The organism is Serratia sp. Je.1.23.a, assembly GCF_051129805.1.
Lineage (GTDB): Bacteria > Pseudomonadota > Gammaproteobacteria > Enterobacterales > Enterobacteriaceae > Serratia > Serratia liquefaciens.
This window is the reverse complement of record NZ_JBCPSR010000002.1, coordinates 24784-50574: the sequence shown is the minus strand read 5'-3', so window position 1 is coordinate 50574 and position 25791 is coordinate 24784. Positions and strand designations below refer to the sequence as shown.

Here is a 25791-nt window from a genome sequence, read left to right as displayed (position 1 = left end):
GCGGAAAATGCACAAGGCAGCGACGGTTGGCAGAATGGGTGTTTTGTTATAACGTATCAGAAATTACATCGGGGAGACGAAAATGAAAATTCAGCTTTCGCTGTTGTTCCTTGGCCTGTTGGCCGGTCGGGCCGCCGCGTTTCAGTCCAAGGTGCCCGAGCCACGGCCTGAACAGGCGCGCGCAGCGGAAAACAGCCTGGAGAATATGTTTTACGGTTTTCACGCGATGGACGCGCAGGCGGTCAATAGCGGTACCTGCGCGGCGCTGCCGCAGGCGGGATGCCAGTGCGCGTTCTGCACCATGCTGCGGGGGGCCGGGCCGGCGAAATAGCCACCCGGACGACGTTTTAATCTAGCGCGTACTGAACAATCAACTGGCCTTTTTTCACTTTGAGCGCCGTGATGTTTACCGCGCCCAGCTCCGCCAGCGAGGGCACATGGGTGCCACCGCAGCCATAGGTCGGCAGTTCGCCAAATCCCACCTGCCGCAGGCCGTCAACCGCCACCTGTCTGCGCGGAAGGTCTGCCGCAATCAGCCTTGCCAGCTCCGCCTGAAGAAAATCCTGATCCAGCGTTTGTGGCTCAGCGCCCGGTGTGAAAGTGATCCGCCCTTCGCCCGGCCAGTGGTGCGCCTTCACCGGTTGCCAGCCGCGGGTTTCCCCCAGCCAGCCGATCAGATGCCCGGCGGAGTGCCAACGGGTATGCAACCGACGCTGTTCACCATCAACCTGCACGCTCACCGGCCCTGCGGCCAACGGCTCGGCGGTGAAATGCAGCACCTTGTCGCCCTGCTGCGCCACGCGTAGCACCGGGATGCCGCCAAGCTTACCGCCGTCGGCCGGTTGTCCGCCGCCCTGCGGGTGAAACAATGTGGCGTCCAGCTCTATCGCGTATCCACCCTCTTCCATCGGGGTACAGGCCAGCACCTGCGCTGCGCCCTGTAATTCGTCGCTATAATAATAAAGCCGTTCGGTCATGGTTTTTCTCCTGATTAGAGAGCCCATTATATTCATGCCATAATCAAAGGATAATCCGTCAATAACACAATGGACCTTTGCGCTGTGAGCACAAATCTCTCTCATTCGCTGCTGGCCGAAATGGCCGTGTTTGTCCAGGTGGTCGAGAGCGGCAGTTTTTCCGCCGCCGCCCGTCGACTGGGCACATCCCCCTCTGCCGCCAGCCGCAGCGTGGCTAAACTGGAACAGGCGTTAGCATTGCAACTGCTACACCGCACCACGCGCAAATTGCGGCTAAGCGAACAGGGCGAAGAAGTATTTCAACGCTGCCGCAGCATGCTGGACGCCGCGCACTCGGTGATGGAGTTCAGCGGGCGCGGTGCAGTAGAGCCTGAAGGCTTGGTCAGCGTCAGCGTGCCCAAGGCGGTGGGGCGTTATGTGCTGCACCCGCACATACCGGCGTTTTTACGCCGCTATCCCAAAGTCGACGTTCGCCTGCGGCTGGAAGACCGCTATATGGATTTGATTGATGATCGGGTCGATCTGGCGCTGCGCATCACCGAACGCCCTTCCCCTGGGCTGATTGGCCGCCAACTGATGACCATCGACCACCTGCTGTGCGCCACACCGGCTTATCTGGCACAGCAGGGAACGCCGCGGCATCCGCAGGATTTGGCGCAGCACAGCTGCATTTATCTGGGTGAAACGCCGAACGACGCCCGTTGGAAATTCCGCCAGGCCGGGAAAACGGTGACGGTCAACGTACGTGGGCGCTACGCCGCCAACCATACCGGCGTGCGGCTGGATGCGGTGAAACAGCACATTGGCATTGGCAGCCTGCCGTACTTTACCGCCCGTCAGGCGCTGGACGACGGCGAAGTGGTGCAGGTGCTGCCGCAATGGGATTTCCTCAGCAGTTACCACGGCGGGCTGTGGTTGCTGTATGCCCCCAATCAGTACCTGCCGCCCAAGCTGCGGGTGTTTATCGACTATCTGGTGGCCTGCCTGGCGAAAGAGCCGCAGCTAAAGCGCCTTGCGTAAGGTGATATTGATACGGTGCGGCCCCACCAGCGAATGGTAGCCTTCCTTGATCGGCATAATGCCGTGAAAACACAGCCGCGACGGGCCGCCCCACACCACCACGTCGCCGTGCGCCAAAGGAATGCGCTGGGCCCGATCGCTACGTTGCATGCCGCCGAACTGGAATACCGCCGGCAGCCCGAGGGAAACGGAAACGATCGGCGAGCCGAAATCATGCTCGTCTTTGTCCTGATGCAATGACAGCTTGCTGCCCGGATCGTAGCGGTTCATCAGGCAGGAATCCGGTACAAACGGGGCAAAGCCCGCCTGCTGTGCCGCTTCATCCGCCAGCGCCATCAGGATATCCGGGATCGGCGGCCAACGTTTGCCGCTGCGCGAATCGCGCTCCGAATAGCGGTAACCGCGGCTGTCGCTGCTCCAGCCGTTACCGCACCAGCTCATCGCCACCGACATCACATGACCGCCCGGCGTAGTCATGTGCCGCCAGGGCACCTGAGCAATCACCCCATGCACCGCCGCCAGCAGTTCTGGGCCGTGATCGCGCACAAAACCGTGCATCACCACCGCGCCTGGCGCAATCTGTTCCCGCCACGGCGGCGGCAAGGAGTCTTCAAAAAGATCGAGGGTCATGACAAAACACCTGTATTAATACACAGTATTTATTTTAACTTGCCGTTGGCGATTGTCCAGCCTGATGCGCCGCATTGTTGTTAGCGCTAAACTTCTCTAGAGTACCGGCAATAAAATCAATAACTTTTCAGGATCGCATGTGATTAAAGGGATCGTTCTTTCCGTCATCGCCTCGGTATTGTTCGGCGTGATGTATTACTACACCTCTACCCTGACGCCGCTTGACGGTGAGCAAGTCTTTGGCTGGCGTACCCTGCTGACGGTGCCGTTTTTGACGCTGTTCATGGTGCTTTCCGCCGACTGGCGCAAGGTCAGCGAGACCTTGAGTTGGATAAAACAGCGGCCGCGCCGCCTGCTGTTTCTGCCGCTGAGTTCGGCGCTGCTGGGGGTTCAGCTCTGGCTGTTTCTCTGGGCACCGCTGCACGGCAAGGCCTTGGAGGTATCGCTCGGCTATTTCCTGCTGCCGCTGACCATGGTGCTGGCAGGACGCCTGATCTTCCGCGATCGCCTTTCGCTGCTGCAAAAACTGGCGGTCAGCTGCGCCATTATCGGCGTCGGCAACGAGTTGTATCAGGTCGGCGGCGTGTCCTGGACCACCTTGCTGGTGGCGCTGGGCTACCCGGTGTACTTTATCCTGCGTCGCCGTTTCGGCACCGACAACCTGGGTGGCTTGTGGTGTGAGCTAACGCTGATGCTGCCGGTCGCCGCCTGGTTCGCTTTCGGGGGCAACGGGCCACTGGCGGCGTTGAGCATCAGCCCGGCACTGTATTGGCAAATCCCGCTGTTGGGGGTGATCAGCGCCGCTGCGCTGGTGTGCTATATCCTGGCCAGCCGTCTGCTGCCGTTCAGCCTGTTCGGCCTGCTGAGCTATGTGGAGCCGGTGCTGTTGGTGGTGGTGGCCTTGCTGCTTGGCGAGAGCATCGGCCGGGATGAATGGCTGACCTATATTCCTATCTGGCTGGCGGTGCTGCTGCTGGTGTCGGAAGGGGCCAGCCACCTGCTGCGCCGCAGGCGAATCCACCGGCAAATGTGACAGTGCAACGCCGAATTTTTAGCTTTATTTGATTGATTTATAAACAAATAAAAGTTGTGACATCGTCACCTTGCTGCCAGTAACGTCCGTTGAAACGGCGACCTGCATGGCACTGCGGCGTGAGGGTTTTGAGCAGTTCCAATTCGAACGTCTGTCGTTGCGTATCCAGCGTGACCAGGCGTGCGTCAAGAAAGTCAAAATAGCAGCGCACCTGCGGATATAGCGCTTTGAACAGGCTCTCTTTGGCGGAAAAGGCCAAGGTCAGCAGGTGGTTAAATGGCTGTGAATGAGCGTGCAGTTGGGCAGATTCCGCCTCGCTAACGATCGCTCGCTGCAGCTCCTCCGCACGCGCGGCGGGAATGAGCGTTTCAACGTCCAGCCCCACGCCGCCCACCCCGGTTTCCGGATGCACCGCGCAAAGCGCTGTGCCTGCATTATGACTGAGCGCACCGGCGATACCCGGCGGCCACTGCGGTGCCCGGTCTTCGCCGCGCAACAGCGTGAAATCCGCAAAACCCAGCGGGGCCAACAAGGTCCGCGCCAGATAACGCCCGGCCAGATATTCCGCCCGCCGCTTTGGCACCGCACGCGCCAGATGTTCGGGGAGCGCCATGCCAATGGCAGCGAAACAGTCATCCTGGTAGTGCGCCACAGAAAAGCGGCAACGGGCAACCTGCCCCGGGTAATCGTCCAGGTTCAACCGTTCAAAGGTGGGGATAAAAGAAGAGAACACGGGTTGTCCATATTGGGTGTGCAGAACGCTAATTTTAGACGCCGAGCTCCTGAGCAACAATGATTATTCCTCTCCCCCGTTACCGAAGGAGAGGCACGACAGGATTACAGAATCCCTTTCATGGTTTTTTCGAAGTCGCTCCAGGCGCAGTAGCCCTGCTTATCGATTGGGCAGCCTTTTAACGCCATCGTCACGCGCTGTGGCGGGGTTTTCAGCGTCAGCGGAGTGGCATTGCGCAACTGGTCGGTGGATTGATACACGTACTCGATTTTCAGCAAATCGCGATCGTTTTTCTTATCGTGCCAACGCTGGAACACCAGCTTGCCGCCAATCGGCGTTTTCTCATATTGATGCGGCAGTTGGTACGGCTTGAACTCCATCGCCGACAGCAGGGAGGCAATGTTGGAGTCGTGCCCCACCAGCACCGTGACCTTCGGTGAATCCGGCTTGCGTTCGCCAATCAGTGCGCCGTTGATATATGTCAGCAGCGGTTTGGCCACGTTTTGCGCCACCACCGGCGAGGTAAACAGCGAATCCTGATAGCCGTCCTTCAGCTGCGCCAACTGTTTCCACTGCTGTGGCGTGGTGATTTTGCCCCAGGCCACGGCCTTCATCGGGAAGCCTTCGTAATATTGCAGCATAAAGGCGTCCACCAGCGAGTTCCCTACCCGCAGCGGCCCGGCCACACCCGGCTCTTTGCCCGGCACCGCGCTCATTTTGCTGGCTTCTTTGGTCAAATCGCAGTGCTTGTCGGTTTTACAGGCGCTGGAATCTTTGTAATCGATGATTTTTTCTAATTGCTTGTAGGAGGCGTCCAGCTTCAACGAGGCCAGTTCGGCGTTCATTGCCCCCAGAGCCTGCTGATTGAAAGCTTCGCTGTTGTCAGTGATGATCGGGTTGAAGGTGGGATCCATCTCCCCCATTTTGTCCTGATGATGCACGCTGACGTCACAACCGGGGAAAGCACCGTTGGTAAAGAACTGCGCGGTCGCCACCGTGCGTTGCAAACTGTTGGCATAGACGTAAACGCTGCCGGCGGTCGGGCAGCCTTCCTGCGGCAATACTCCGGTTTGCTTGAGCCACGCATTGAAGTAGTGGCCCATATACACTTCCAGCACCCCGCCCTTGGTGGTCAGCAGGCCACCCGGCGTGTCCCAGGCCGGCCAGGCTTTGGGCGTGGACTGCGCCAATACGCTGCCGTTGTTGGCCAGCGGCGCACGCAGGTTATGGCGGCTCATCACCAGCACCTGATCCAATTGATAGTCGTTGGTTTCCGCCAAGGCAGTCCCGGTCATAAATAACGGCAAGCACAGCAATAAAGTTTTTCTTTTCATCCGCAGAGGCTCCAGGATTGTGATTATTTTTAATGTGTTAGCTATTGCTTCGCTATCATGGAGAGGTTAACGCCGAAAGTGTGTGATGAGCATCACAGGGAAAGGTCTGCTCAGCGGCCCTTCGCCGAGGGCCGCTGATAATTTAGAAAATCACATCCACAAACGCATGATCGGCCAGCCGATCAACAACAGCGCGGCGATGTACACCACGCCCAGAATACCGCCCATCCGCCAGTAGTCTTTCGACTTCACATAGCCACAGCCGTAGATGATAACCCCAGGACCGGTGGCGTACGGCGTCAGCACGCCCATGATGCCGATCGACAGCACCAGCAGCATCGACAGCTGCTCCATAGGCACGCCCGGCAGGCCTTTACCGACGGCAAGGATCACCGGCAGCAGGGTTGCCGTGTGCGCCGACAGGCTGGCGAACAGGTAGTGAGCGAAGTAGAACACCAGGACCAGCGCCACAACCGTCATATCCGGCGAGAATCCGTCCAGATGGGTGCTCATGGTCAGCGCGAACCAGTCGATAAAACCGGAGCGCGTCAGGCCGTTGGCCATCACCACCAGCGTCGCCAGGTTCACCAAGGTGTTCCAGGCGCTGGAATATTTGGTGATGTCCTTCCACGACACTACGTGCAAGGCCAGCATCAGCGATACCGCCAACAAACAGACCGTGGTGGCATCTATTATCTTGCCGCCAAACACCCACAGACACAGGCTGAGCAGCACCAGGCCAATCAGCGTGTACTCCTTGCGCGTCAGCTTGCCCATTTCCCCCAGCGCGCTATTGGCCCAGGAAGCGACTTCGCTGCTGTGCGTAACGCCCGGTTTGTACAGGTAATAGGAAATCAACGGCGCAATCACCAGCAGCAGCAGACCTACCGGCAGGAAGGCCAGGAACCACTGCATCCAGCTGATATGCACGCCGGCGATTTTGCTGACGAACTCGATACCCAGCACGTTAGGTGCGGCGCCGGTGACGAACATCGAGGAGCTGATGCTGGTCCCGACCACCATCATCCACATCAGGTAACCGCCGATGCGCCGTGAGGAGGGATCGTTGGGGAAGGAATCAAACAGCGGCGGCAGGTTTTTCACCACCGGGAACACGGTGCCGCCGGTACGGGCGGTGTTGGACGGGGTAAAAGGCGCCAGCAGGATATCGATGATCACCACCGCATAACCGAGCGTCAGGGTACGCTTGCCCATAAACTTCACCAAAAACAGCGCAATGCGTCGCCCCAGCCCGGTGGCTTCGTAGCCGAGCGCAAAGATAAATGCGCCGAACACCAGCCAGACGGTGGTGCTGGAGAATCCGGCCAGCCCCCATTTCAGCGCCTCTTTACCGGCCTTGAAACCCGGCTCCGCTAATTCCTGCGCCCCGAACAGCACCCAGTTGGCGCTCAGCACGCTGAGGGTCACGGCGATAAAGCTGATCGCCGTCGCCGGGATCGGCTCCAGGATCATGCCGACAATCATCGCCACAAAAATGGCGAAGTAGCGCCAGGCCTGCGGCGGCATGCCGTCGGGCGTGGGTATCCAGAGCAGGATCGCCAGCACCAACAGCGGCGCCAGCGCTTTCCAGATTTTTTCCTTGGTTTCGGACATAAGTTTCTCCTGAAGACGGGTTATTTTTTTAGCTATGCCCTAGGGATTCCAAGTTGTGGCTTGAAAGGCGGCGGGCTTAGTGGAATTCGGTAATTGCGCCAGCAGCCAGGTGACGATCAACAGATCGGCACTGCCACCTGGGCTGAGATTGCGGTGAATGCACTCGGCGTCGAACTGCCGCAGGCGTGCTATGCCCTGCTTGCCCTGGGCTCCCCCCTGCGCCAGCAGTTCGCCGGCACGCCGCTGCAACCAGCGCAGGCCTTCGAGACCGCCGCGTGAGGCGACGTTGGTGTCATCGTTGTTGGCCATTAGCCACAGCAGGCTGTCCATCAGCGCCGTTTGCTCATCGTACCCGGCGTTCAGCCGTTGCAGGTACAGCGGCAGCGCACCGTTAATCACCCGCTCGAAGCCGGACTCTGCCTCGCCGCGCGCGCCGCTCAGGCCGTGTTGGGCAAACAGCCTTTGGCCGGCAGTCTGCAACGCATTGCGCTGTTGCAGCTCGCGCGCCACCAGCCCACGACACATCGACGCCACTTCGGCGCACAGCGTGGCGGCGTCAATAGGCTGCAGCCTCTGGGACAGGCGGCCGAAAGCGGTACACAACAGGCCGAGGGAAAATACGCTGCCTTTATGGGTGTTGACGCCACCGGTGGCCTGAAACATGTGGTTTTCGCAGGCCAGCCCCAGCGGACGCAGCCTGATCAACTGCTCGGCAGCCGGGCAACGGGCGTCTTCCTGCCCCTGACGGACAAAGCGCGGTAGCCAGATGCCGATAGCGCGGGCGCTGCGGTAAAAATGGCCGATGTTCATGTCCCGGTGGGCGCCGTTGTTGTGGCGATCCACCAGCCCCGGTTTGGGCGTCAGGTTCACCTCGACCAACAGGGCGCGGTAGGCGGCATGGGCAAAGCCACTGACCGGCGCCGATGGGCTACACCGGGCGAGTTCAACGGGTTGAGAGCGCATCATTGAGCATCCTTTCCATTTCCTGCAGCAGCTGTTCGCTGCTGTGTCGCCGCTGACGGGCGCAGATTTTGGCCGGCTGGCTGCACAGCAGGCAGCGGCGCTCCGCCAGCCCCAGATCGCGGCGCGATAAAATACGGCCCGCGGGATCCAGCACGTCGATATCCCACAGCCGACCTATCGGCTGCTGAACCTCCAACTGCATGGCGCAGTCCTTCACCCGTTGGGCATCGACCTGCAGCGCCATAAACCCTTCACAACCGGTGGAAAGCGCCAGCGCTTCCGCCTGCAGGCAGTGCCAGTTTTGCTCACGCCCCATTTGCTGCAGCGCCTGCCAGCCGAGGTTGAAGATGTTGCGGGTCAGGGCACTGTCTTTTACCGCACCGGGCACCACCAGCGTCAGCACCAGCAGCGTGGAAGCGTGCTGAGCTTGCCACGCCTGCTGCCGTGCCTGGCGGCACTCGCGGCTGGTCAGCAGTTCCGGCAGGCTGACGGTGCGGTTGGCGGCCCGTTCAGGAGGGACACAGGTCATCACGTTACTCCGCCACCTGATGCACCACGTCGATCACCGAACCGTCGCGATAACGCACGACCGCCACCACTTTGTCGGTGAAAGCGATCGGCTGCGGTTCGCCGGTCAGCAACAGCGCACGCTGGCGCAGCCAGTCGATGCCAACCACCGGCAACCCGGCCTCTTGCAGCCGTTGCGCCAACTCCGGCCGCGCCGGGTTAACGGCAATACCGTGATCGGTAACCAAAATGTCGATGCTGGAGCCCGGCGTGACGCAGGTGGTCACCTGCTCGACCAACGTTGGAATGCGCCCGCGCACCAGCGGTGCGACGATGATCGCCAACCGTGCCGCCGCGGCGGTGTCGCAGTGACCGCCAGAAGCCCCGCGCAGCACGCCGTCGGAACCAGTCAGCACGTTGACGTTGAAGCCGGTATCGATTTCCAGCGCGCTTAGCACCACCACGTCAAGCCGGTCGACCGAAGCGCCCTTCGAACTGAAGTTGGCGTACTGATTGGCGCTGATTTCAATGTGGTTGGGATTGCGCGCCAACGACATCGCCGCCGCGCGGTCAAAACTCTGCACGTCCAGCAGGCGAGCAATCAGCCCTTTTTCATGCAGATCCACCATGGTTGAGGTAATGCCGCCGAGGGCGAAACCGGCGCGAACGCCACGCGCGCGCATTTTGTCTTCCAGAAAACGCGTCACCGCCAACGAAGCCCCACCGGTGCCGGTTTGCAGCGAGAAACCTTCGGTAAAGAAGCCGGAACCGGCAATCACTTCGGCGGCGCGGCGGGCAATCAGTAATTCACGCGGGTTAGAAGTCATGCGGGTGGCGTCGGCACCGATCTTGTCGGCGTCCCCCACTCGCTCGAGTTGAACAATCAAATCGACCCGATCCTGCGCCAGGCTGGCCGGATGATGCGGATAAGGCAGGATCGCTTCGGTCAGCAACACCACGGTGCCTGCGGTATCGGCATCCACTTTGGCGTAGCCCAACGAACCGCAGCAGGCTTCGCCGCTGTAGCCGTTGGCATTGCCAAATTCGTCGCAGGCCGGAACCCCGAGGAAAGCGACGTCTATCGCCAGCTCACCGGACTCGATCAGGTTGACGCGGCCACCGTGGGAGTGAATTTGTACCGGTTCGGCCAGCAGGCCGCGTGAGATGGCATCCGCCAGCGGGCCGCGCAGGCCGGAGGTGTAAATGCGGCTCACCACCCCGTTGCGGATATGGCCGACCAGCGGCGCATGGCATTCGCTCAGCGAGCTGGAGGCCAGCGTCAGGTTGCGGAACCCCATCGCCGCCAGCGTTTCCATCACCTGATTCAGCGCCAGATCGCCGCCGCGAAATGCATGGTGGAAAGAGATGGTCATTCCGTCCTGCAAACCGCTGCGGCGTACCGCCTGTTCCAGCGTGTCGCAGCGTTTGATATCGCGCGGTTTGCGCGCCTGCAGGTTGGCCTTGGAGGCATCCTGATAGCAGCGCAGGTCCGCCAGGTTGTTCAGGGTCATCAGTCGTTGTTGGCGTTTCATTATGCTTCCTCTCCGTGCTGAACCGACGCTTCGCGGATGCCGGAAAGCGCTGCGCGTTGCAATACCAGCCGCGCGCGTTCAATCACCGGGCTGTCGACCATCTTGCCGTTGAGCGACACTACCCCGCGCCCTTCCTGCTCCGCCGCCGCCGAGGCATCCACCACCCGCTGGGCGTGAGCCACTTCCTTGGCGGTTGGCGCATACAGGTTGTGCAGCAGTTCAATTTGCCGTGGGTTAATCAGGGATTTGCCGTCGAAACCGAGCTGTTTGATCAGCGCCGCTTCCTGCAGGAAGCCGGTTTCGTTATTGGCATCGGAATACACGGTGTCGAACGCCTGAATGCCCGCGGCCCGCGCCGCCTGTAATATCGAGCAACGCGCAAACAGCAGCTCAATACCCTCCGGCGAACGTTCGGTACGCAGGTTGCGCACGTAGTCTTCCGCGCCGAGCGCGATGCCGATCAATCGCGGTGAGGCATGGGCGATGGCGACCGCCTGGGTGATCCCCGCCGCCGACTCAATCGCCGCCAGCAGGCCGGTACTGCCCACCGGGCGCCCGCAGTCGGCTTCGATGGCGGCAATTTCGCGATCCATATCCACCACGTCCTGCGCGCTGTCGGTTTTCGGCAGGCGCACGATGTCCGCCCCGCCGCGCACTACCGCCTGCAGATCCGCCAGCCCGTAGGCGGAATCCAGCGCGTTGACGCGCACAATGGTTTCCACTTCCTGATACAGCGGGTGTTGCAACGCGTGATAGACCAGCCGCCGCGCGGCGTCTTTTTCGCGCAGGATCACCGAGTCTTCCAGATCGAACATCAGCGCATCGGCCTGATAGATAAAGGCGTTGCTCACCATGGCCGCATTGGCACCGGGCACGAACAGCATGCTGCGGCGCAGACGGTGTTTATTCAGCGTTTTCATGACGCGCCCCCCATGGCAGTAGACCGTTGTCGCTGGCGCGCATCAGCGCGGTTTCCAGCCGGGCCCGCAGCACGCAGTCGAGCGCGCCTTTGTCGTCCACCATCACCTGCACCGGCTCCACCTGATAACGTTGCAGCACCTCCAGCAACGTTTGGCGGATGGCTTCGCCGAACTGTTTCTCTACGCTGCTGGCGATCAGCAGATCGTGTTCCGGCCCCTCGGCGGGGGCGATGCGCACCATGACATCGCTGGATTCCAGCGTGCCGGCCATTGCTTCTCGGATAATTTTCATCTTTCACCTGATTGTGCGGATTCAAAGGGGGGTGTCGCCGGCTTGGCCCGGCGCTGCGTTTGCAAATCTTGCAGGTAATACAGGGTGTCCGGCGGCACCAGCGGCGCGGCGGCGTGAAAGTCACCGGCGGCCAGCAGCTTGCGCACCCAGGAGGCGGAGATCGCCGTGCCCTGATATTGCAAACGCTCGATTTCCACCAGCGCGATCGGCGGGCTGGGCAGCGCCGGGGTTTCCAGCCAATAACGCATATCGCGGTTGTACTTGGCGGTGACCGCGCAGAAAGGCTCGTTGCCGACAAAGCGGTGGGTAATGCCCAACGCGGGCGCCAGATACTGACGGAAGATCTTCAGATCGATTTCGGTGTAGCAGTCGTCGGCAATACCTTGATCTTTAATGAAGTAACAGGGGAAGGTGGCGCGTGAAATGACGTATTGCGACCCTTCGTGCACCGTCAGGTTAGGAATGTCTGCGGTGCCCGCCAGCACCAGCCGCCGCCGATCTTCATAGCTGAAGCGCGAAGTATTTTCCTTGACCAAAAACAGGTGCAGCCAGTCGCATTGCGCAGCGGCCTGGCGCACCAGGTATTGGTGGCCGCGGGTAAAGGGGTTGGCGTTCATCACGATACTGCCGATGGTGGTGCCCGGCCGGCGCTGGCCCGCTAACTGAGCGGCATAGCGTTTCAGCCGGCACGGGCTGTTTTCCATCAGCACCACGATGCCCGGCACCCGGGCGATGGGGTAGAAACCGCATTGCTGGAACAGCGGCTCATTTTGGATTTTGGTGTAGATAAACAGCTGGGTGTGATGGCGTTCATAAGCCAGATTCACCAGCTCCGTTGCCAACGTCAGCCCCAAACCTTCGCCGCGCATTTGCGGGCTGATGGCGACGCATTTGATAATATTGTCGGCAATGCCGCCGCAGGCGACCAACTTATCGTTTTGCGTCACGGTAATAAATATTTCAACCGTGGTGTCAATATTCAGATCGTTACTACGCAGGAAAGCATTAATCTGCGCGATACTTTTATGATCGGACCTTTTGACTCGATTAAATAGGGTGTCGCCCAACATAACACGCTCTCTGGGTTAACTATTAAATAACAAAATAAATACAAAAAAGAGTGTCAATTAACATTTATCACAGTAATTAAAACCTTAAAAACCATGGAGATAAATCCGCCAAGGACACTTAATGAAACAATGGTAAACAGAAAAAAATAGCGAATTATTGACCTGTTTCACAAACCCCTTTCGGTTAATAAGTTATTTAATGTTCTTTATTTACTTAATTATTTTTATGGTGTTTATTATTGAGATAATCTTTATTTTACGCGGCAATTAACTTACATTTTCGTAGCATATTGATCGCAATCTGCAAGACGACGGGGAGACGGGATTCACTATGGAATGGCTGAATATACTGATCGTCGAAGACGAAACGCCGCTGGCAGAAATGCACGCGGAATTTATCCGGCAAAACGGCGGCTGCCGACAAATCTGGTTGGCGGGTACCCTGGCGCAGGCCCGTACCATGGTCGAGCGCTTCAAGCCGGATCTGATCCTGCTGGATAACTTCCTGCCCGACGGCCAGGGCATTGAGCTGCTGCGCGAACTGACGCTGAGCGGTTATGCCGGCGGTATCGTCTTTATCACCGCCGCCAGCGACATGGACACCGTGGCCGAAGCTCTGCGCTACGGGGTGTTCGATTACCTGATCAAACCGCTGGCCTATGATCGGCTGGCCCACACGCTATTGCGTTTCAGCCAGCGGCACCAGGCGCTGAAGGATAAGGCACACCTTAACCAGCGCCGCATTGACCAGATGTTCAATACCTACGCCCGCGGCGAGCCTATGGCGACATTGCCGGCAGGCATCGATGAGCTGACGCTGGTTAAAATACGCGGGCTGTTCGAACAGCCCTCGGCCAGCCACACCGCTGAAAGCGTTGCGCAACAGATGGGGTTAAGCCGCACCACGGCACGCCGTTATCTGGAGTTTTGTACCGCCGCCCAGCAGCTGCGCGCCGAAATCATTTACGGCAAGGTAGGCCGTCCGCAGCGGATTTACCGGCCTGCTCAGCCAGAATAAGCGGTTATTTGATCGCCCCTGCAAGCTTGAATGTAACCGCTTTACTTTTTGGGTTCTCCTCAGCATCTTATTCGGCATGATGCCCCTCTACTCTGCCGACAGGACGATCGCCGATGAGTGCTCTGCCCTCTCCTTCCCTGAAAGACCTTATTGCCCGCCGGGACTGGCAAAATCCGGCCTGCACCCATTATCAGCGGCTGGCTGCGCATCCGCCGTTTGCGAGCTGGCGCGATCTGAATGCGGCGCGTGACGACAGCCCCAGCAGCAGCCAGAAAACGTTAAACGGCGACTGGCAGTTCAGCTATTACCGCAGCCCGCAGGCGGTGCCCGAAGCCTGGCTGCGGCAGGACCTGCCCGATGCCGACTGGCTGGCGGTGCCGTCCAACTGGCAACTTGCCGGTTATGACGCGCCGATCTACACCAACGTCCGCTACCCGATCCCGGTTAACCCGCCGCTGGTACCAGAAGAAAACCCGACCGGTTGCTATTCCCGCCAGTTCACCGTCGATCCCGCCTGGCTGGCCGAGGGGCAGACGCGCATTATCTTTGACGGCGTCAACTCGGCGTTTTACCTGTGGTGCAACGGCCATTGGGTCGGCTATTCGCAAGACAGCCGTCTGCCCGCCGAATTTGACCTCACTCCCTGGTTGCAGGCCGGTGAAAACCGACTGGCGGTGATGGTGCTACGCTGGTGTGATGGCAGCTATCTGGAAGATCAGGATATGTGGCGCATGAGCGGGATTTTCCGCGACGTCAGCCTGCTGCATAAACCCACCACCCACCTGAGCGATATTCGCATCACAACCCCGCTTTACGACGGCTTCCGCCGTGGCGAACTGGTGGTGGAAGCGCACGTCAATCGACCGACACAGCACCGGGTGCAACTGCAGCTGTGGCGCGATGGCCAGCTGATTGGCGAAAAAATCCAGGCGCTCGGCAGCGAAATTATCGACGAGCGCGGTGCCTATGATGACCGCACAACGCTGCGTCTGCCGGTGGAACAGCCTGCGCTATGGAGCGCTGAAACCCCAACGCTGTACCGGGCCACGCTGGCACTGTTGGCACCAGACGGGGAAATTATTGAGGTGGAAGCCTATGACGTTGGCTTCCGTCAGATCGACATCAGCAACGGGTTGCTGAAGCTGAACGGCCAGCCGCTGTTGATCCGCGGCACCAACCGGCATGAACATCATCCGCAGCACGGCCAGGTGATGGATGAAGCCACGATGTGCCACGACATTCTGTTGATGAAACAGCACAACTTCAATGCGGTGCGCTGCTCGCACTACCCGAATCACCCGCTGTGGTACCGGTTGTGCGACCGCTATGGGCTGTACGTGGTCGACGAAGCCAATATTGAAACCCACGGCATGCAGCCGATGAACCGGCTTTCCGACGATCCGCTGTGGCTACCGGCGATGAGCGAGCGCGTGACGCGCATGGTGCAGCGGGATCGCAACCACCCCTGCATTATTATCTGGTCGCTGGGCAACGAATCCGGCCACGGCTGCAACCACGACGCGCTTTATCGCTGGGTGAAAAGCCAGGACCCTACTCGCCCGGTGCAGTATGAAGGCGGCGGCGCCAATAGCGCCGCGACCGACATTATCTGCCCGATGTACGCCCGGGTGGATCAGGATCAGCCGTTCCCTGCCGTGCCCAAGTGGTCGATCAAGAAGTGGATCGGCCTGCCGGATGAACAGCGGCCGCTGATCCTGTGCGAATACGCTCACGCGATGGGCAATAGCTTCGGCGGTTTTGACAGTTATTGGCAGGCCTTCCGCCAGTATCCGCGCCTGCAAGGTGGCTTCGTCTGGGACTGGGTCGATCAGGCACTCACCCACCGCGATGACAACGGAGATGAGTACTGGGCCTACGGCGGCGACTTCGGCGACACGCCTAACGATCGGCAATTCTGCCTTAACGGCCTGGTGTTCCCCGATCGCACGCCACACCCGGCGCTGTTCGAGGCGCAACGCGCCCAGCAGTTTTTCCAATTTGCCTTTGATGCCACAACGCTGACGTTGACCGTCAGCAGCGAGTACCTGTTCCGCCATAGCGATAACGAACGGCTGGACTGGCGACTGGAGCTGGACGGCGTAGAACGCGCCAGCGGCAGCTTTGACCTCGCGCTACCACCGCAGGGCAGCGCCAGCTTCCACCTGCTCGACCGCTTGCCGATACTTCATCAGCCCGGCGAGCTGTGGCTGAATGTGGCGGTGGTGCAGCCCAAGGCCACCGACTGGTCCGAAGCCAACCATCGCTGCGCCTGGGATCAATGGCCGGTACCGCGCACGCTGCATTTGGCGCCGCCGGCAACGAAAGGCCTTGCCCCACAGCTGAACCAGAATGAGCGGACGATTGAGATCGGCCATGGCGAGCAACGCTGGCAGTTTACCCGCGAAAATGGCCTCCTGAGCCAATGGTGGCAAGATGGCGAAGCGCTGCTGCTGACGCCGCTGCAAGATAACTTTATCCGTGCGCCGTTGGATAACGACATTGGCATCAGCGAAGTGGAACGTATCGATCCCAATGCCTGGGTCGAACGCTGGAAGCTGGCCGGCATGTACCGGCTGGAAGAGCACTGCGTGCTGCTGCAGGCCGATCTGCTGAGCGACGGCGTAAGGGTGGTGAGCGAGCACCGGTTCGGGGTAGATGGGGAAACGCTGTTATGCAGCCGCAAACAGTGGTTGTTCGACAGCCAGGGCGCGGTCAGCGTCAGCGTTGACGTCGCAATCGCCGCCAGCTTGCCGCCACCGGCGCGTATCGGCCTGACCTGCCAACTGGCGGACACCCATCCGCAGGCACAATGGCTGGGCCTGGGGCCGCATGAAAACTATCCGGACCGTCGCCTTGCCGCGCAATTCGGGCGCTGGCAACGACCGCTGGAAGAACTGCACACGCCGTACATCTTCCCCGGCGAAAACGGCCTGCGCTGCGACACCCGCCAGTTGCAGTACGGCGACTGGCACGTCGACGGGCAGTTCCACTTTTCACTCAGCCGCTACGGCCTGCGTCAGTTGATAGACTGTAGCCACCAGCATCTGTTGCAGCCGGAAGCCGGTACCTGGCTCAACCTCGACGGCTTCCATATGGGGGTCGGCGGCGACGATTCCTGGAGCCCGAGCGTCAATGCGGACTACCTGCTCAGCCGCAGCCATTACCACTATCAGCTGCGGTTAAAACGCGCGGAACTGGGCTAAATCTGCCAAAACCTCAACGGGTTGCGCATTCTGTAAGCAAACAGTCACAGAATGCGTAATCCGCCTTTGACATGCTGCCAACACCCCGTTATGATTCCGGCCGTTCACACGATTCCTCTGTAGTTCAGTCGGTAGAACGGCGGACTGTTAATCCGTATGTCACTGGTTCGAGTCCAGTCAGAGGAGCCATATTAGAGAAGCCCGCTCAGGGAAACCTGAGCGGGCTTTTTGCTTTTTAGTAACTGAAATGTGTAATCATCACGCTGTGTGCACAACTTTATATTGAGTGATTTATTTAGCAATAAAATGAATTGAGGCAGAGAGGCATTTACTGAAAGATAACTCAGGAAATTACTGCTTGTAATCGAGAATTGACATATTAGGTGAGAGAAACAGAATTAGAACAGAAACCAATATAGCTGAAAATTAAAATTTTTCAAATGAAAAAAAACAGGCACTGAGGATAAGTTATTAGTGTGTGTCCGACATAAACATCGGAGTCATCATGAGAGAAACATCCTCGCATGGGTATTTGGCACTTATCCTGTAAACGCACCTGCAAGTTCAATATACCACTACTCGTAAGCCGTTCTCAACTCTTTTTTATGAAGAAGTCTTTCTATTTTAATTCCGGCCTCACTCCAATCTATAAACCAATCGTGAGTAGTAATATTTTTGTATTGTCTCTTCAGCTCGGATGACGTCGGTTTTCTTCCAAATTCCTTTTCAAATGAGATGGTTATCATTTTTAATTTAAATGACCTATCTAGGTAAGGGCAACGTATAAGATCCAGTAGCAAGTGAGATGCTTCAGAGTATAATGATGCTCTCTGGGTTGACAACATGGAAATTATGATTGATTTGAGTTTTATTTTTAATTTCTCATAAGATGAATTGTTTTTTATATAAAACATAATAGAAACTATTTGGAAATAATTCGCACTCTTTATATTTTCAGGCTCTTCATTGAATATAAATTTTGATATGTTACCTTCAGAAACAAGATCCTCTCCTCCCGATATTTCTCTTAGCGCAATTAATAAATTCACAACTTCAACACCTGAGGATATCTTGTCGGATTTTTTATTTTTCATTATAAAAGTTATTTCGTCTTGTATTTTTTTTGTTATTTCATCACCATATATAGGTTTCATGAATTTAGATATTCTACAGCAAATAATTGATATTTGACTTACCAAAAACGTACTTCTAACTCTAACATCCATAGAGTATACAAAAAAAGTAACATCAATGATAACCAATAAAAATTTTAAAACATTTTCCTGTTGTGCATCATCTAATGAAGCACTGTATCCATAAACTTCATAGATTTTATTTTTGATAACTGTGAAAAAATATCCTGTAATTACATCAAAGTTCACTTCATTGCTTCTAACTATAGCTTTTATATCTCTAATAAGTCTATTCGCTACGATTCCCGGACCTTTGAAATATTTAATGAAAGTTATTTTCTCTTCAGGTTGGTCTAGATGAGTGTCTTCCCCTTCTGATATTTCTTCATCTTTTTTAACGAATTTTTTGGAATCATCAAAGGTATCAAATAGCTCTGAGAATATATCTTGAATATCTTTCTTTGCCATAGTAATCCCAGTAAGAAAAGGGGCTGTATGGCGTGAAACCTTTGACTCATTTAGATATAATTTGATATCTGCCAATGAATCTTGAAATTCACCAAGTATATATTCGCCAATATTTTCGTCATTATAAAATAAAAAGTAGTCATCTACATATCGCCTGACGTCATAACTCCCCTGCAGATGAAGGTTAGCTTGGAAAACTTTTTTATCAATATCTTGTAATATTATTTCGGAAAATATTCTACTAATCTCAGGTCCAATAACCAATCCATCATTTCTTCCGAAGTTTGAAGACTCCATTATTTTTGAAAATTTATTCTCAAAATTACTCTTCCCTGAGTGCTCCTTGTGATAAATTTCACTTTTCACCGCTTGCCCCAATCTCTTTGTAGAGATATTGTCAAAGCATTTTGAGATGTCGAATTTTATGAGTTTTTTAAATTTTTTCTCAAGCCGATGAAACTCGTATGAGTCATAAAACTTATACAGGAAAGCATATTTTTTGTATAAGAAAAATGAGCTAGCATATTTAAATTGTACGGACATTGAATCATTAATATTAGCCTCAGCTCCTTCATCTCTTAATGAGTTGTCTCGTAGTATATTATCTGCCTCGTAATACCATGCGGCTACTTCAGAGGGAGCTCGAAGACTGAACTCGCTTCGAGAAGTTAGCCCACATAGTAAACTGCTGTAGGTTTTGTAAAAATTTACAAAATCCTGCTGGGTTGAGGGGTGTATAAGATGAAGTGTTCGATAGCTAGATGCATTTTTAACAATTTTATATGTGAATGGGTGAGTTTCTTTACCAGGTTCTAATATTTTCCCTAAAAGACCGTCCTCAATATTTTTGTCAGAGTGAGCATAAAAACCCTCATTTGTTAGGAGTATTGGAACTTCATAAGGAAGTACCTCTGTAAGCAAAACACGACGATAATTAGATTTGTAGACTCTTTTAAGCTGGCCTCCCTTTTTATTATTTTTCATAGTTACCTTCTCCTCTCCAACACTCCTTAATTAGAGCAAATTCGGTTTTTGTTATTGAATAAACTTTCCGGTGATTGAAACCGTTATCGAAACTTATACCTCGAGTTGCAATACATGCAGCATGCATATGAACAGGCCCTATAGCTCTATATATACTACCGCGCTTTGAGCGACAAAGCTTCATCAAGAAGAGATCTAGCTCTTTAATTTGATCGAGATCTGTCAATACCTTATTATTATAATAGAACCCTGCCATTAAACCCTGAGAGACTCCATCCTTTTGCGTAGATTCACGAATTAAGTAGTTACCAGTTATAAATTTAATTCTTAAAGAAAGCAAATTTAGATCATTATTTTTTGAATAATCTAAAAATGAAAGTACGATACGTGTTTTTATTTTTCTAATTCTACTTTTAGATATTCGAGTTTTCACTGTAGCGCCAGAATCTATAAAATGCTCGTAACCTAAAAAATTAAGACGTTCAGTTCCATTAAAAAGCTTTAATGAGTTTATTTTCATGATTTTTTTATAATTCAGTTTCAGTTCTAGCTGTTGCAGTTTGCGTTGAATCTCTTCAAAAACCCTGTTGCTATGGTCATAACAAAAAACAATAAAATCATCAACATATCTAGAGTAATAATAAACACCTTCAATAGCTCTAACGTATCGATCAAACTCTCTGATATACAATTCTGAAAGTGAGGCACTTATGCTGATTCCCCTTGGCAAACCAGCAATACTTGATACCGCTGAACAAGAAAAAACTTGTCGTATGATCCTCCTGTTTTGATAAGATAAAATTCTATTTTCCTCAATTTTAGCTAATACTAGGTTCCTAGGTATTGATTCATAAAAACTTTTTATGTCACCTTTTAATATTGTATAGCAACTGGTATCAGATATTAAAGAGTGAATCTGCTTAGTTATAGTGTCTCTATCTGTTTGTTTTACCTTGTATATTCTACTTAGTATTTTATTTACTCGACGCAAACTATATACCTCCTCTAAAGAGGTTGGCTTGAATATTTTATTTCCTTTTTTGAGGTAAAAGGGAATGCATGAAAAATCACATCCAGTATCAGAAATTTTTCTCGCGGCAGAGTCAAGTTTTTCTAAATAATCATTTCGATTTCGACCTAACTTAAATCTTATTATATCATCCAAAGAGGTTAGTCTAAGAAAGCTTTTTCCAGTAAATGTCTGATCTAGCAAAATGTTGCTCCTTTTATTGCCAGGTAAATTCCAACAATCATCCAACCAACCGACATAATAGATATAAACAAATAAAAATAATAAAGTATTCCTTTACCTACAAGATTAGCAATTACCTCTGAAAGAATTCTAAACTCGGTTAGACACTTTATTTCTTTTAACTTTTCAACTAGCAAGTCAATTTTGCTATGATTTTCATATCTTGATATTATTTCAGAATATTGTGTTGCATAATTAACGAAGTTATCTCGAGAGGGTGAGAAACCTTCATCATCGATATCATACTTTAACAACTTCTTAAGACTGTTTAAAGTTTGGGCGCAATCATGAATTTTTTCTGCACGTGTACCATATTTTGCTCCAGAAACTAAGATCGATAGAGCAAGCATTATGATAGGTAGGCAATTTTGTCCAATATTGATATATATTTCATTACGCCCCAAGTTATTATTGTAAAGAGCAGTGGTAAGTGACACAACTATTAATGCGGTAGAAGCTAGTATCAAAGCAATATTAGATGCCCCTTCTAGATTAAGTAGTCTTCTATAAGTATTGAATCGATAATCTGCCGTATAGCTTATTGATTCATAGAGTTTTTTGTATGCTGTAAGATTCGTATTAGAAATACCCCACCCCTAATTAATAGTAAAAATATGATATTCCATAATGTATTAAATTTAACCTTTACTAGCTGCTGCTTGTGACTTAGATTAAATTCTAAGCTAACCCATAAAACTCATCCCTTCCACTGAACTAACCATTAGCTATAATTATTATAGCGACTACAGCAATAAAATATATTATTTAGTGTCTCAACATCACTATTTTAACGCAATACTGCCACACCATCATAGCTTGGTTAAAATGTCTTACTTATTAGTAGCATTTTAACTATTATTTCATCTGATTATTCACCCATACATTTCGACTCATAGAAATCATATTATAAAACTCTAATTAAAGAAACTGAAACGAGCATTATGTGCATCACAACAAAACCCATCAATAAATAAAATTCAATAGCCAAAAACTATCACAACATTCAACTATTCCTATTTTATCTATCTGCATCTACTGACTACGCTTAATGCTGAGTGTCGTTAGGCTCCCCGCTGCGAGCCTGACGAAGAGAGCTCATTTTTTATTTTTGTAAATCAGTTGATTAGATAAATCCTTAGCGCAACACCCGATGTGGGCTTTCGCCCGCGATAGCAAGCTAACGGCTCCCTCAGGCATCAGACATTTCGGGCCTGGCGAGCAACCTACGAAGCAGAGAGCGCAACATGACAACTGAAAGCAAATGCCCCTTTTCGGGCGGCGGTAAACTGAATGCACCGCGCCGCGGCCCTTCGAATCAAGACTGGTGGCCCAACCAACTTAGCCTGAAGCCGCTGCACCAACACTCCCCCCTCTCCAACCCGATGGACCCGGACTTCGACTACCCCAAAGCCTTCAACAGCCTTGATCTGGCGGCGGTGAAACAAGACCTGCACGCCCTGATGACCGACTCGCAGGAGTGGTGGCCAGCAGACTTTGGCCACTATGGCGGCCTGTTCATCCGCATGGCCTGGCACAGCGCCGGGACCTACCGCATCGGCGACGGTCGCGGCGGTGCGGGTGAAGGCCAGCAGCGTTTTGCGCCGCTCAACAGTTGGCCCGACAACGTCAGCCTTGATAAGGCCCGCCGCCTGCTGTGGCCGATTAAGCAAAAATACGGCCGTAAAATTTCCTGGGCCGATCTGATTATCCTGACCGGCAACGTGGCGCTTGAATCCATGGGCTTTAAAACCTTTGGCTACGCGGGCGGCCGCGCCGACACCTGGGAACCGGATGATGTTTACTGGGGCTCGGAAAAGATCTGGCTGGAACTGAGCGGCGGTCAGAACAGCCGCTACTCGGGCGATCGCGACCTTGAAGACCCATTGGCCGCAGTGCAAATGGGCCTGATCTACGTCAACCCGGAAGGACCGGACGGCAACCCCGATCCGGTCGCTGCGGCGCGCGACATCCGCGAAACCTTCGCCCGCATGGCGATGAACGACGAAGAAACCGTGGCGCTGATTGCCGGCGGCCACACCTTCGGCAAAACTCACGGCGCGGGCCCGGCGTCGCACGTTGGTGACGATCCTGAAAGCGCAGGCCTTGAGCTGCAGGGTCTCGGCTGGCATAGCAGCTTCGGTACCGGCAAGGGTAAAGACGCCATCACCAGCGGTTTGGAAGTCACCTGGACCACCACCCCAACCCAGTGGAACCACGACTTCTTCCGGCACCTGTTCGAATACGAGTGGGAGCTGACACAAAGCCCGGCCGGTGCACACCAGTGGGTGGCCAAAGACGTCGGCGAAACCATTCCTGATGCCTTTGATCCCAACAAAAAGCAGCGCCCGACCATGCTGACGACTGACCTGTCGCTGCGTTTCGATCCGGCCTATGAAAAGATCTCACGTCGTTTCTATGAACATCCCGATCAGCTTGCCGATGCCTTCGCTCGCGCCTGGTACAAACTGACCCACCGCGATATGGGGCCGCGCGCGCGCTATCTCGGCCCGGAAGTGCCGGCCGAAGAGCTGATTTGGCAGGATCCGATCCCGGCGGTCGATCATCAGTTGATCAACGATCAGGATATTGCCGATCTTAAAACCCGGATCCTGGCCTCGGGCCTGCCGGTATCAGTGCTGGTTTCCACCGCCTGGGCATCCGCCTCCAGCTTCCGCGGTTCCGACAAACGCGGCGGCGCCAACGGGGCGCGTATTCGTCTGGCGCCACAAAAGGATTGGGCGGTGAACGAGCCTGCTCAGTTGGCACAAACCCTGGCCACGTTGGAAGGTATTCAGCAGGCCTTTAACCAGGCGCAGTCAGGTAATAAACGCGTCTCGCTGGCGGATGTGATCGTGCTGGCCGGTGCGGCCGGCATCGAAAAGGCGGCGATCAGCGCCGGGCACCCGGTGAGCGTACCCTTCACGCCGGGCCGCATGGACGCAACGCAGGAGCAGACCGACGTCGAATCCTTCGAAGCGATGGAACCGGTGGCCGATGGCTTCCGCAATTACCTGAAGCAGCAATTCAGCGTGCCGGCCGAGGCGCTGTTGGTCGATAAAGCGCAGCTGTTGACGCTGACCGCACCGGAAATGACGGTATTGGTGGGCGGGTTACGGGTGCTGAACGCCAACGTCGGTCAAAGCCAGCACGGCGTGTTGACCCAACGCCCACAGGCGCTGACCAACGACTTCTTCGTCAATTTGCTGGATATGGGCACCATCTGGAAAGCGGCCAACGAAGACGGCGTGTTTGAAGGGCGCGATAGCCAAACGGGTGCGCTCAAATGGACGGCGACGCGTGCCGATCTGATCTTCGGTTCGCACTCTCAGCTGCGGGCTTTGTCGGAAGTTTACGGCAGCGCAGACGCCCAGGGCAGCTTCGTACGCGACTTTGTCGCCGCCTGGACTAAGGTGATGAACCTCGATCGTTTTGATCTCGCCTAAGAGATATAACGGGCGCAGCATGCAGCGCCCCTACGCCAAACACCAGTGAAGGCTTTGTCAGTAGCCTGAAAGCCCGCTTAGGTCAGCTTAAGCGGGCTTTTTATTTCACAGGATCTCGCGCGAGTAGTACTCAAATATTTTCCAGATCGATACCGCGCGTTTTCGGGCCAAACACGCCGATCACCACCATCACAATCAGCATGCTGGCCACGATAAACGCGATAACCCCCACCGAGCCGCCGTATTGCAGGATGATGCCGATGATCAGGCTGCTGAATACCGTCGACAGTCGGCTGAACGAATAGCAGAAGCCGACAGCGCGGGCGCGTATATAAGTCGGGAACACTTCCGATTGATAAGAATGGTAGCTATAGGTCAGCCAAGCATTGGACCAGGTGATGAAGAAACCGCAAAGGATCAGCCAGACGGGGTTGTTTTGCAGGGCAAACAGCGAGCCGAAGATCACCGTCACCAGGCAGGAAAGTACAATCTGCCACTTGTTTTCCATCTTGTCGGCATAGCGGCTGCACAGCAGCGATCCCAACGGGTAAGCCAGAGTAATAAAGAAGGCATACAGCAAGCTGTGGGTGATGGAGGCTCCCTTTCCGGCCAGCAAAGCGGGCAGCCAGTTGCCAAAGCCAAAGAATCCGATGGCCTGGAAGAAATTCATCACCACCAGCATCAGGGTACGACTGCGGTAACGCGGCGACCAAATATCCTTAAAGCTCCCCTGCGCCGGCATTTCGCTGTGTGCTTGCGCGTCATGCGCGGGGAAATCCGCCGTATGGGTGACACCGCAGCGCCGTTCCATCGCCTGCATCACCTGCCGGACTTCCGGGTAGCGCCGCTGCTGTGCCAGCCAGCGCGGCGATTCCGGCAAGCCTTTACGCACCAGCCAGATCACCAGCGAAGCCACCGCACCGGCGATCACCACGTAACGCCAGCCGCTCAGGCCCAGGATGGTTTGCGGCACCAGCCACCACGACATTAACGCCACCGTCGGCACCGAGAGAAACTGAATGAAGAAGGAAAAGGCAAACGCCCGGGTGCGCAGATGTGCGGGCACCCATTCGGTCAGGTAAGTATCGATCGTCACCAGCTCAATACCCAAGCCGACGCCGACCAAAAAGCGCAGGAAGATCACCCATTCGGCCTGATGCTGAAAAGCCAGACACAGCGAAAAGATGCCATACCAGGCCAGGGCAAACATAAAGGTGGTGCGGCGGCCAAAGCGGTCGGCATAGGGGCTGAGCAGGCTGGCGCCGATAAACAGGCCAAGGAAGGTGGCGGAGGCGAATGCCGCCTGGTCGGAGACGCCGAACACGCCCTGCGCTCCGGTATGGAAGATGCCTTCGGCGATTAAGCCGGTGCTGATGTATCCGGTCTGGAACAGGTCGTAGAGTTCAAAAAAGCCGCCTAACGCCAGCAAGGCAATAAACCGCCACAGCCCGGCGGAGGTGGGCAATGCATCTATTCTTGCCGACAGATCCCGTTCATGGATCGGCGACTGGGCCGCTTCCACGCTTCCCGCAACCAAAGACTCACTCACCATTAACCTCGCCATAACATAATCGATAGTTTTCTATGCTATCGACTCGGCGTCGGAGTTAAATATTTAATTAGCAGACTATGGAAAAATTTTAAGCATAAAAAACTGCAGCAATC

At 54.6% G+C, this 25791-nt stretch carries 21 protein-coding genes and 1 tRNA gene; 7 read left to right on the top strand and 15 right to left on the bottom strand.

Translation table 11 applies throughout. The features are described 5' to 3' along the window. Positions 1-82: 82 nt before the first annotated feature. Positions 83-331 carry a hypothetical protein gene (locus AAZT04_RS07990; RefSeq protein WP_434679579.1) on the top strand — a complete coding sequence of 83 codons (249 nt, stop codon included), beginning with the start codon at positions 83-85 and terminating at the stop codon, positions 329-331. Between the two features lie 16 nt (positions 332-347). On the opposite strand, the gene AAZT04_RS07985 is transcribed toward AAZT04_RS07990, so the two are convergent. Further along, entirely contained in the window at positions 348-977 is a 630-nt protein-coding gene (locus AAZT04_RS07985; RefSeq protein WP_048762548.1) for a serine-tRNA(Ala) deacylase AlaX, read from the bottom strand. Between the two features lie 84 nt (positions 978-1061). Here AAZT04_RS07985 and AAZT04_RS07980 point away from each other — a divergent pair, with 84 nt between their 5' ends. Continuing rightward, positions 1062-1997 carry a LysR family transcriptional regulator gene (locus AAZT04_RS07980; RefSeq protein ID WP_020827703.1) on the top strand — a complete coding sequence of 312 codons (936 nt, stop codon included), beginning with the start codon at positions 1062-1064 and terminating at the stop codon, positions 1995-1997. On the opposite strand, the gene alkB is transcribed toward AAZT04_RS07980, so the two are convergent. After that, positions 1980-2627 carry a DNA oxidative demethylase AlkB gene (gene alkB, locus AAZT04_RS07975; RefSeq protein ID WP_046373134.1) on the bottom strand — a complete coding sequence of 216 codons (648 nt, stop codon included), beginning with the start codon at positions 2625-2627 and terminating at the stop codon, positions 1980-1982. The genes AAZT04_RS07980 and alkB overlap by 18 nt on opposite strands. 139 nt (positions 2628-2766) lie before the next feature. On the opposite strand from alkB, the gene rarD reads away from it, so the two are divergent. Further along, entirely contained in the window at positions 2767-3660 is an 894-nt protein-coding gene (rarD, locus tag AAZT04_RS07970) for an EamA family transporter RarD (protein ID WP_020827705.1), read from the top strand. Between the two features lie 37 nt (positions 3661-3697). Here the strand turns inward: rarD and AAZT04_RS07965 are convergent, their stop codons facing one another. The 9 genes from AAZT04_RS07965 to citC form a co-directional block, all read right to left on the bottom strand. Beyond that, a complete protein-coding gene (locus tag AAZT04_RS07965) occupies positions 3698-4393 on the bottom strand; it encodes a 4'-phosphopantetheinyl transferase family protein (protein WP_434679576.1) in 696 nt (231 codons plus the stop codon). Between the two features lie 104 nt (positions 4394-4497). Continuing rightward, positions 4498-5727, bottom strand: a complete 1230-nt coding sequence (gene agp / locus AAZT04_RS07960; RefSeq protein WP_020827707.1) for a bifunctional glucose-1-phosphatase/inositol phosphatase — start codon at positions 5725-5727, stop codon at positions 4498-4500. 150 nt (positions 5728-5877) lie between these two features. Next, positions 5878-7341 carry an anion permease gene (locus AAZT04_RS07955; RefSeq protein WP_129982414.1) on the bottom strand — a complete coding sequence of 488 codons (1464 nt, stop codon included), beginning with the start codon at positions 7339-7341 and terminating at the stop codon, positions 5878-5880. A gap of 39 nt (positions 7342-7380) precedes the next feature. Further along, positions 7381-8304 carry a triphosphoribosyl-dephospho-CoA synthase CitG gene (gene citG, locus AAZT04_RS07950; RefSeq protein ID WP_434680226.1) on the bottom strand — a complete coding sequence of 308 codons (924 nt, stop codon included), beginning with the start codon at positions 8302-8304 and terminating at the stop codon, positions 7381-7383. Then, positions 8285-8833, bottom strand: a complete 549-nt coding sequence (gene citX, locus AAZT04_RS07945; protein ID WP_434679573.1) for a citrate lyase holo-[acyl-carrier protein] synthase — start codon at positions 8831-8833, stop codon at positions 8285-8287. Before citX ends, citG begins: the two co-directional genes overlap by 20 nt. Before the next feature lie 4 nt (positions 8834-8837). After that, positions 8838-10343 (bottom strand): citrate lyase subunit alpha, encoded by a 1506-nt coding sequence (gene citF, locus AAZT04_RS07940; RefSeq protein ID WP_044552441.1) that lies wholly within the window; start codon positions 10341-10343, stop codon positions 8838-8840. Then, a complete protein-coding gene (gene citE, locus AAZT04_RS07935; RefSeq protein WP_434679571.1) occupies positions 10343-11263 on the bottom strand; it encodes a citrate (pro-3S)-lyase subunit beta in 921 nt (306 codons plus the stop codon). Before citE ends, citF begins: the two co-directional genes overlap by 1 nt. After that, positions 11247-11555, bottom strand: a complete 309-nt coding sequence (gene citD / locus AAZT04_RS07930; protein ID WP_046373129.1) for a citrate lyase acyl carrier protein — start codon at positions 11553-11555, stop codon at positions 11247-11249. Before citD ends, citE begins: the two co-directional genes overlap by 17 nt. Next, a complete protein-coding gene (gene citC / locus AAZT04_RS07925) occupies positions 11552-12625 on the bottom strand; it encodes a [citrate (pro-3S)-lyase] ligase (protein WP_122079841.1) in 1074 nt (357 codons plus the stop codon). The genes citD and citC overlap by 4 nt, the downstream gene beginning before the upstream one ends. 331 nt (positions 12626-12956) lie before the next feature. On the opposite strand from citC, the gene dpiA reads away from it, so the two are divergent. From dpiA to AAZT04_RS07910, 3 genes are all read left to right on the top strand, one after another. Continuing rightward, entirely contained in the window at positions 12957-13643 is a 687-nt protein-coding gene (gene dpiA / locus AAZT04_RS07920) for a two-component response regulator DpiA (protein ID WP_046373127.1), read from the top strand. A 113-nt stretch (positions 13644-13756) separates the two neighbouring features. Then, a complete protein-coding gene (locus AAZT04_RS07915; RefSeq protein WP_434679568.1) occupies positions 13757-16846 on the top strand; it encodes a beta-galactosidase in 3090 nt (1029 codons plus the stop codon). 113 nt (positions 16847-16959) lie between these two features. Next, positions 16960-17035: transfer RNA gene (locus AAZT04_RS07910), tRNA-Asn, on the top strand. A 386-nt stretch (positions 17036-17421) separates the two neighbouring features. Here the strand turns inward: AAZT04_RS07910 and drt3b are convergent. Genes drt3b through AAZT04_RS07895 form a run of 3 tightly spaced genes read right to left on the bottom strand, consistent with a single transcriptional unit; the run spans position 17422 to position 21270 of the window. Further along, positions 17422-19431: an antiviral reverse transcriptase Drt3b gene (gene drt3b / locus AAZT04_RS07905; RefSeq protein ID WP_434679566.1), complete on the bottom strand. Its 2010-nt coding sequence runs from the start codon at positions 19429-19431 to the stop codon at positions 17422-17424. Further along, the gene (gene drt3a, locus AAZT04_RS07900; RefSeq protein ID WP_434679564.1) at positions 19421-20644 is read right to left on the bottom strand and encodes an antiviral reverse transcriptase Drt3a; all 1224 of its coding nucleotides are present in this window, start codon (positions 20642-20644) and stop codon (positions 19421-19423) included. Before drt3a ends, drt3b begins: the two co-directional genes overlap by 11 nt. After that, positions 20638-21270: an SLATT domain-containing protein gene (locus tag AAZT04_RS07895; RefSeq protein ID WP_434680224.1), complete on the bottom strand. Its 633-nt coding sequence runs from the start codon at positions 21268-21270 to the stop codon at positions 20638-20640. Before AAZT04_RS07895 ends, drt3a begins: the two co-directional genes overlap by 7 nt. 657 nt (positions 21271-21927) lie before the next feature. Between AAZT04_RS07895 and katG the strand changes: the two genes are divergently transcribed. Then, positions 21928-24126 carry a catalase/peroxidase HPI gene (gene katG / locus AAZT04_RS07890; RefSeq protein ID WP_434679562.1) on the top strand — a complete coding sequence of 733 codons (2199 nt, stop codon included), beginning with the start codon at positions 21928-21930 and terminating at the stop codon, positions 24124-24126. Positions 24127-24256: 130 nt separating this feature from the next. On the opposite strand, the gene AAZT04_RS07885 is transcribed toward katG, so the two are convergent. Continuing rightward, positions 24257-25678, bottom strand: coding sequence for an MFS transporter (locus AAZT04_RS07885; protein WP_261102692.1), 1422 nt, complete (start codon positions 25676-25678; stop codon positions 24257-24259). Positions 25679-25791 lie beyond the last annotated feature (113 nt).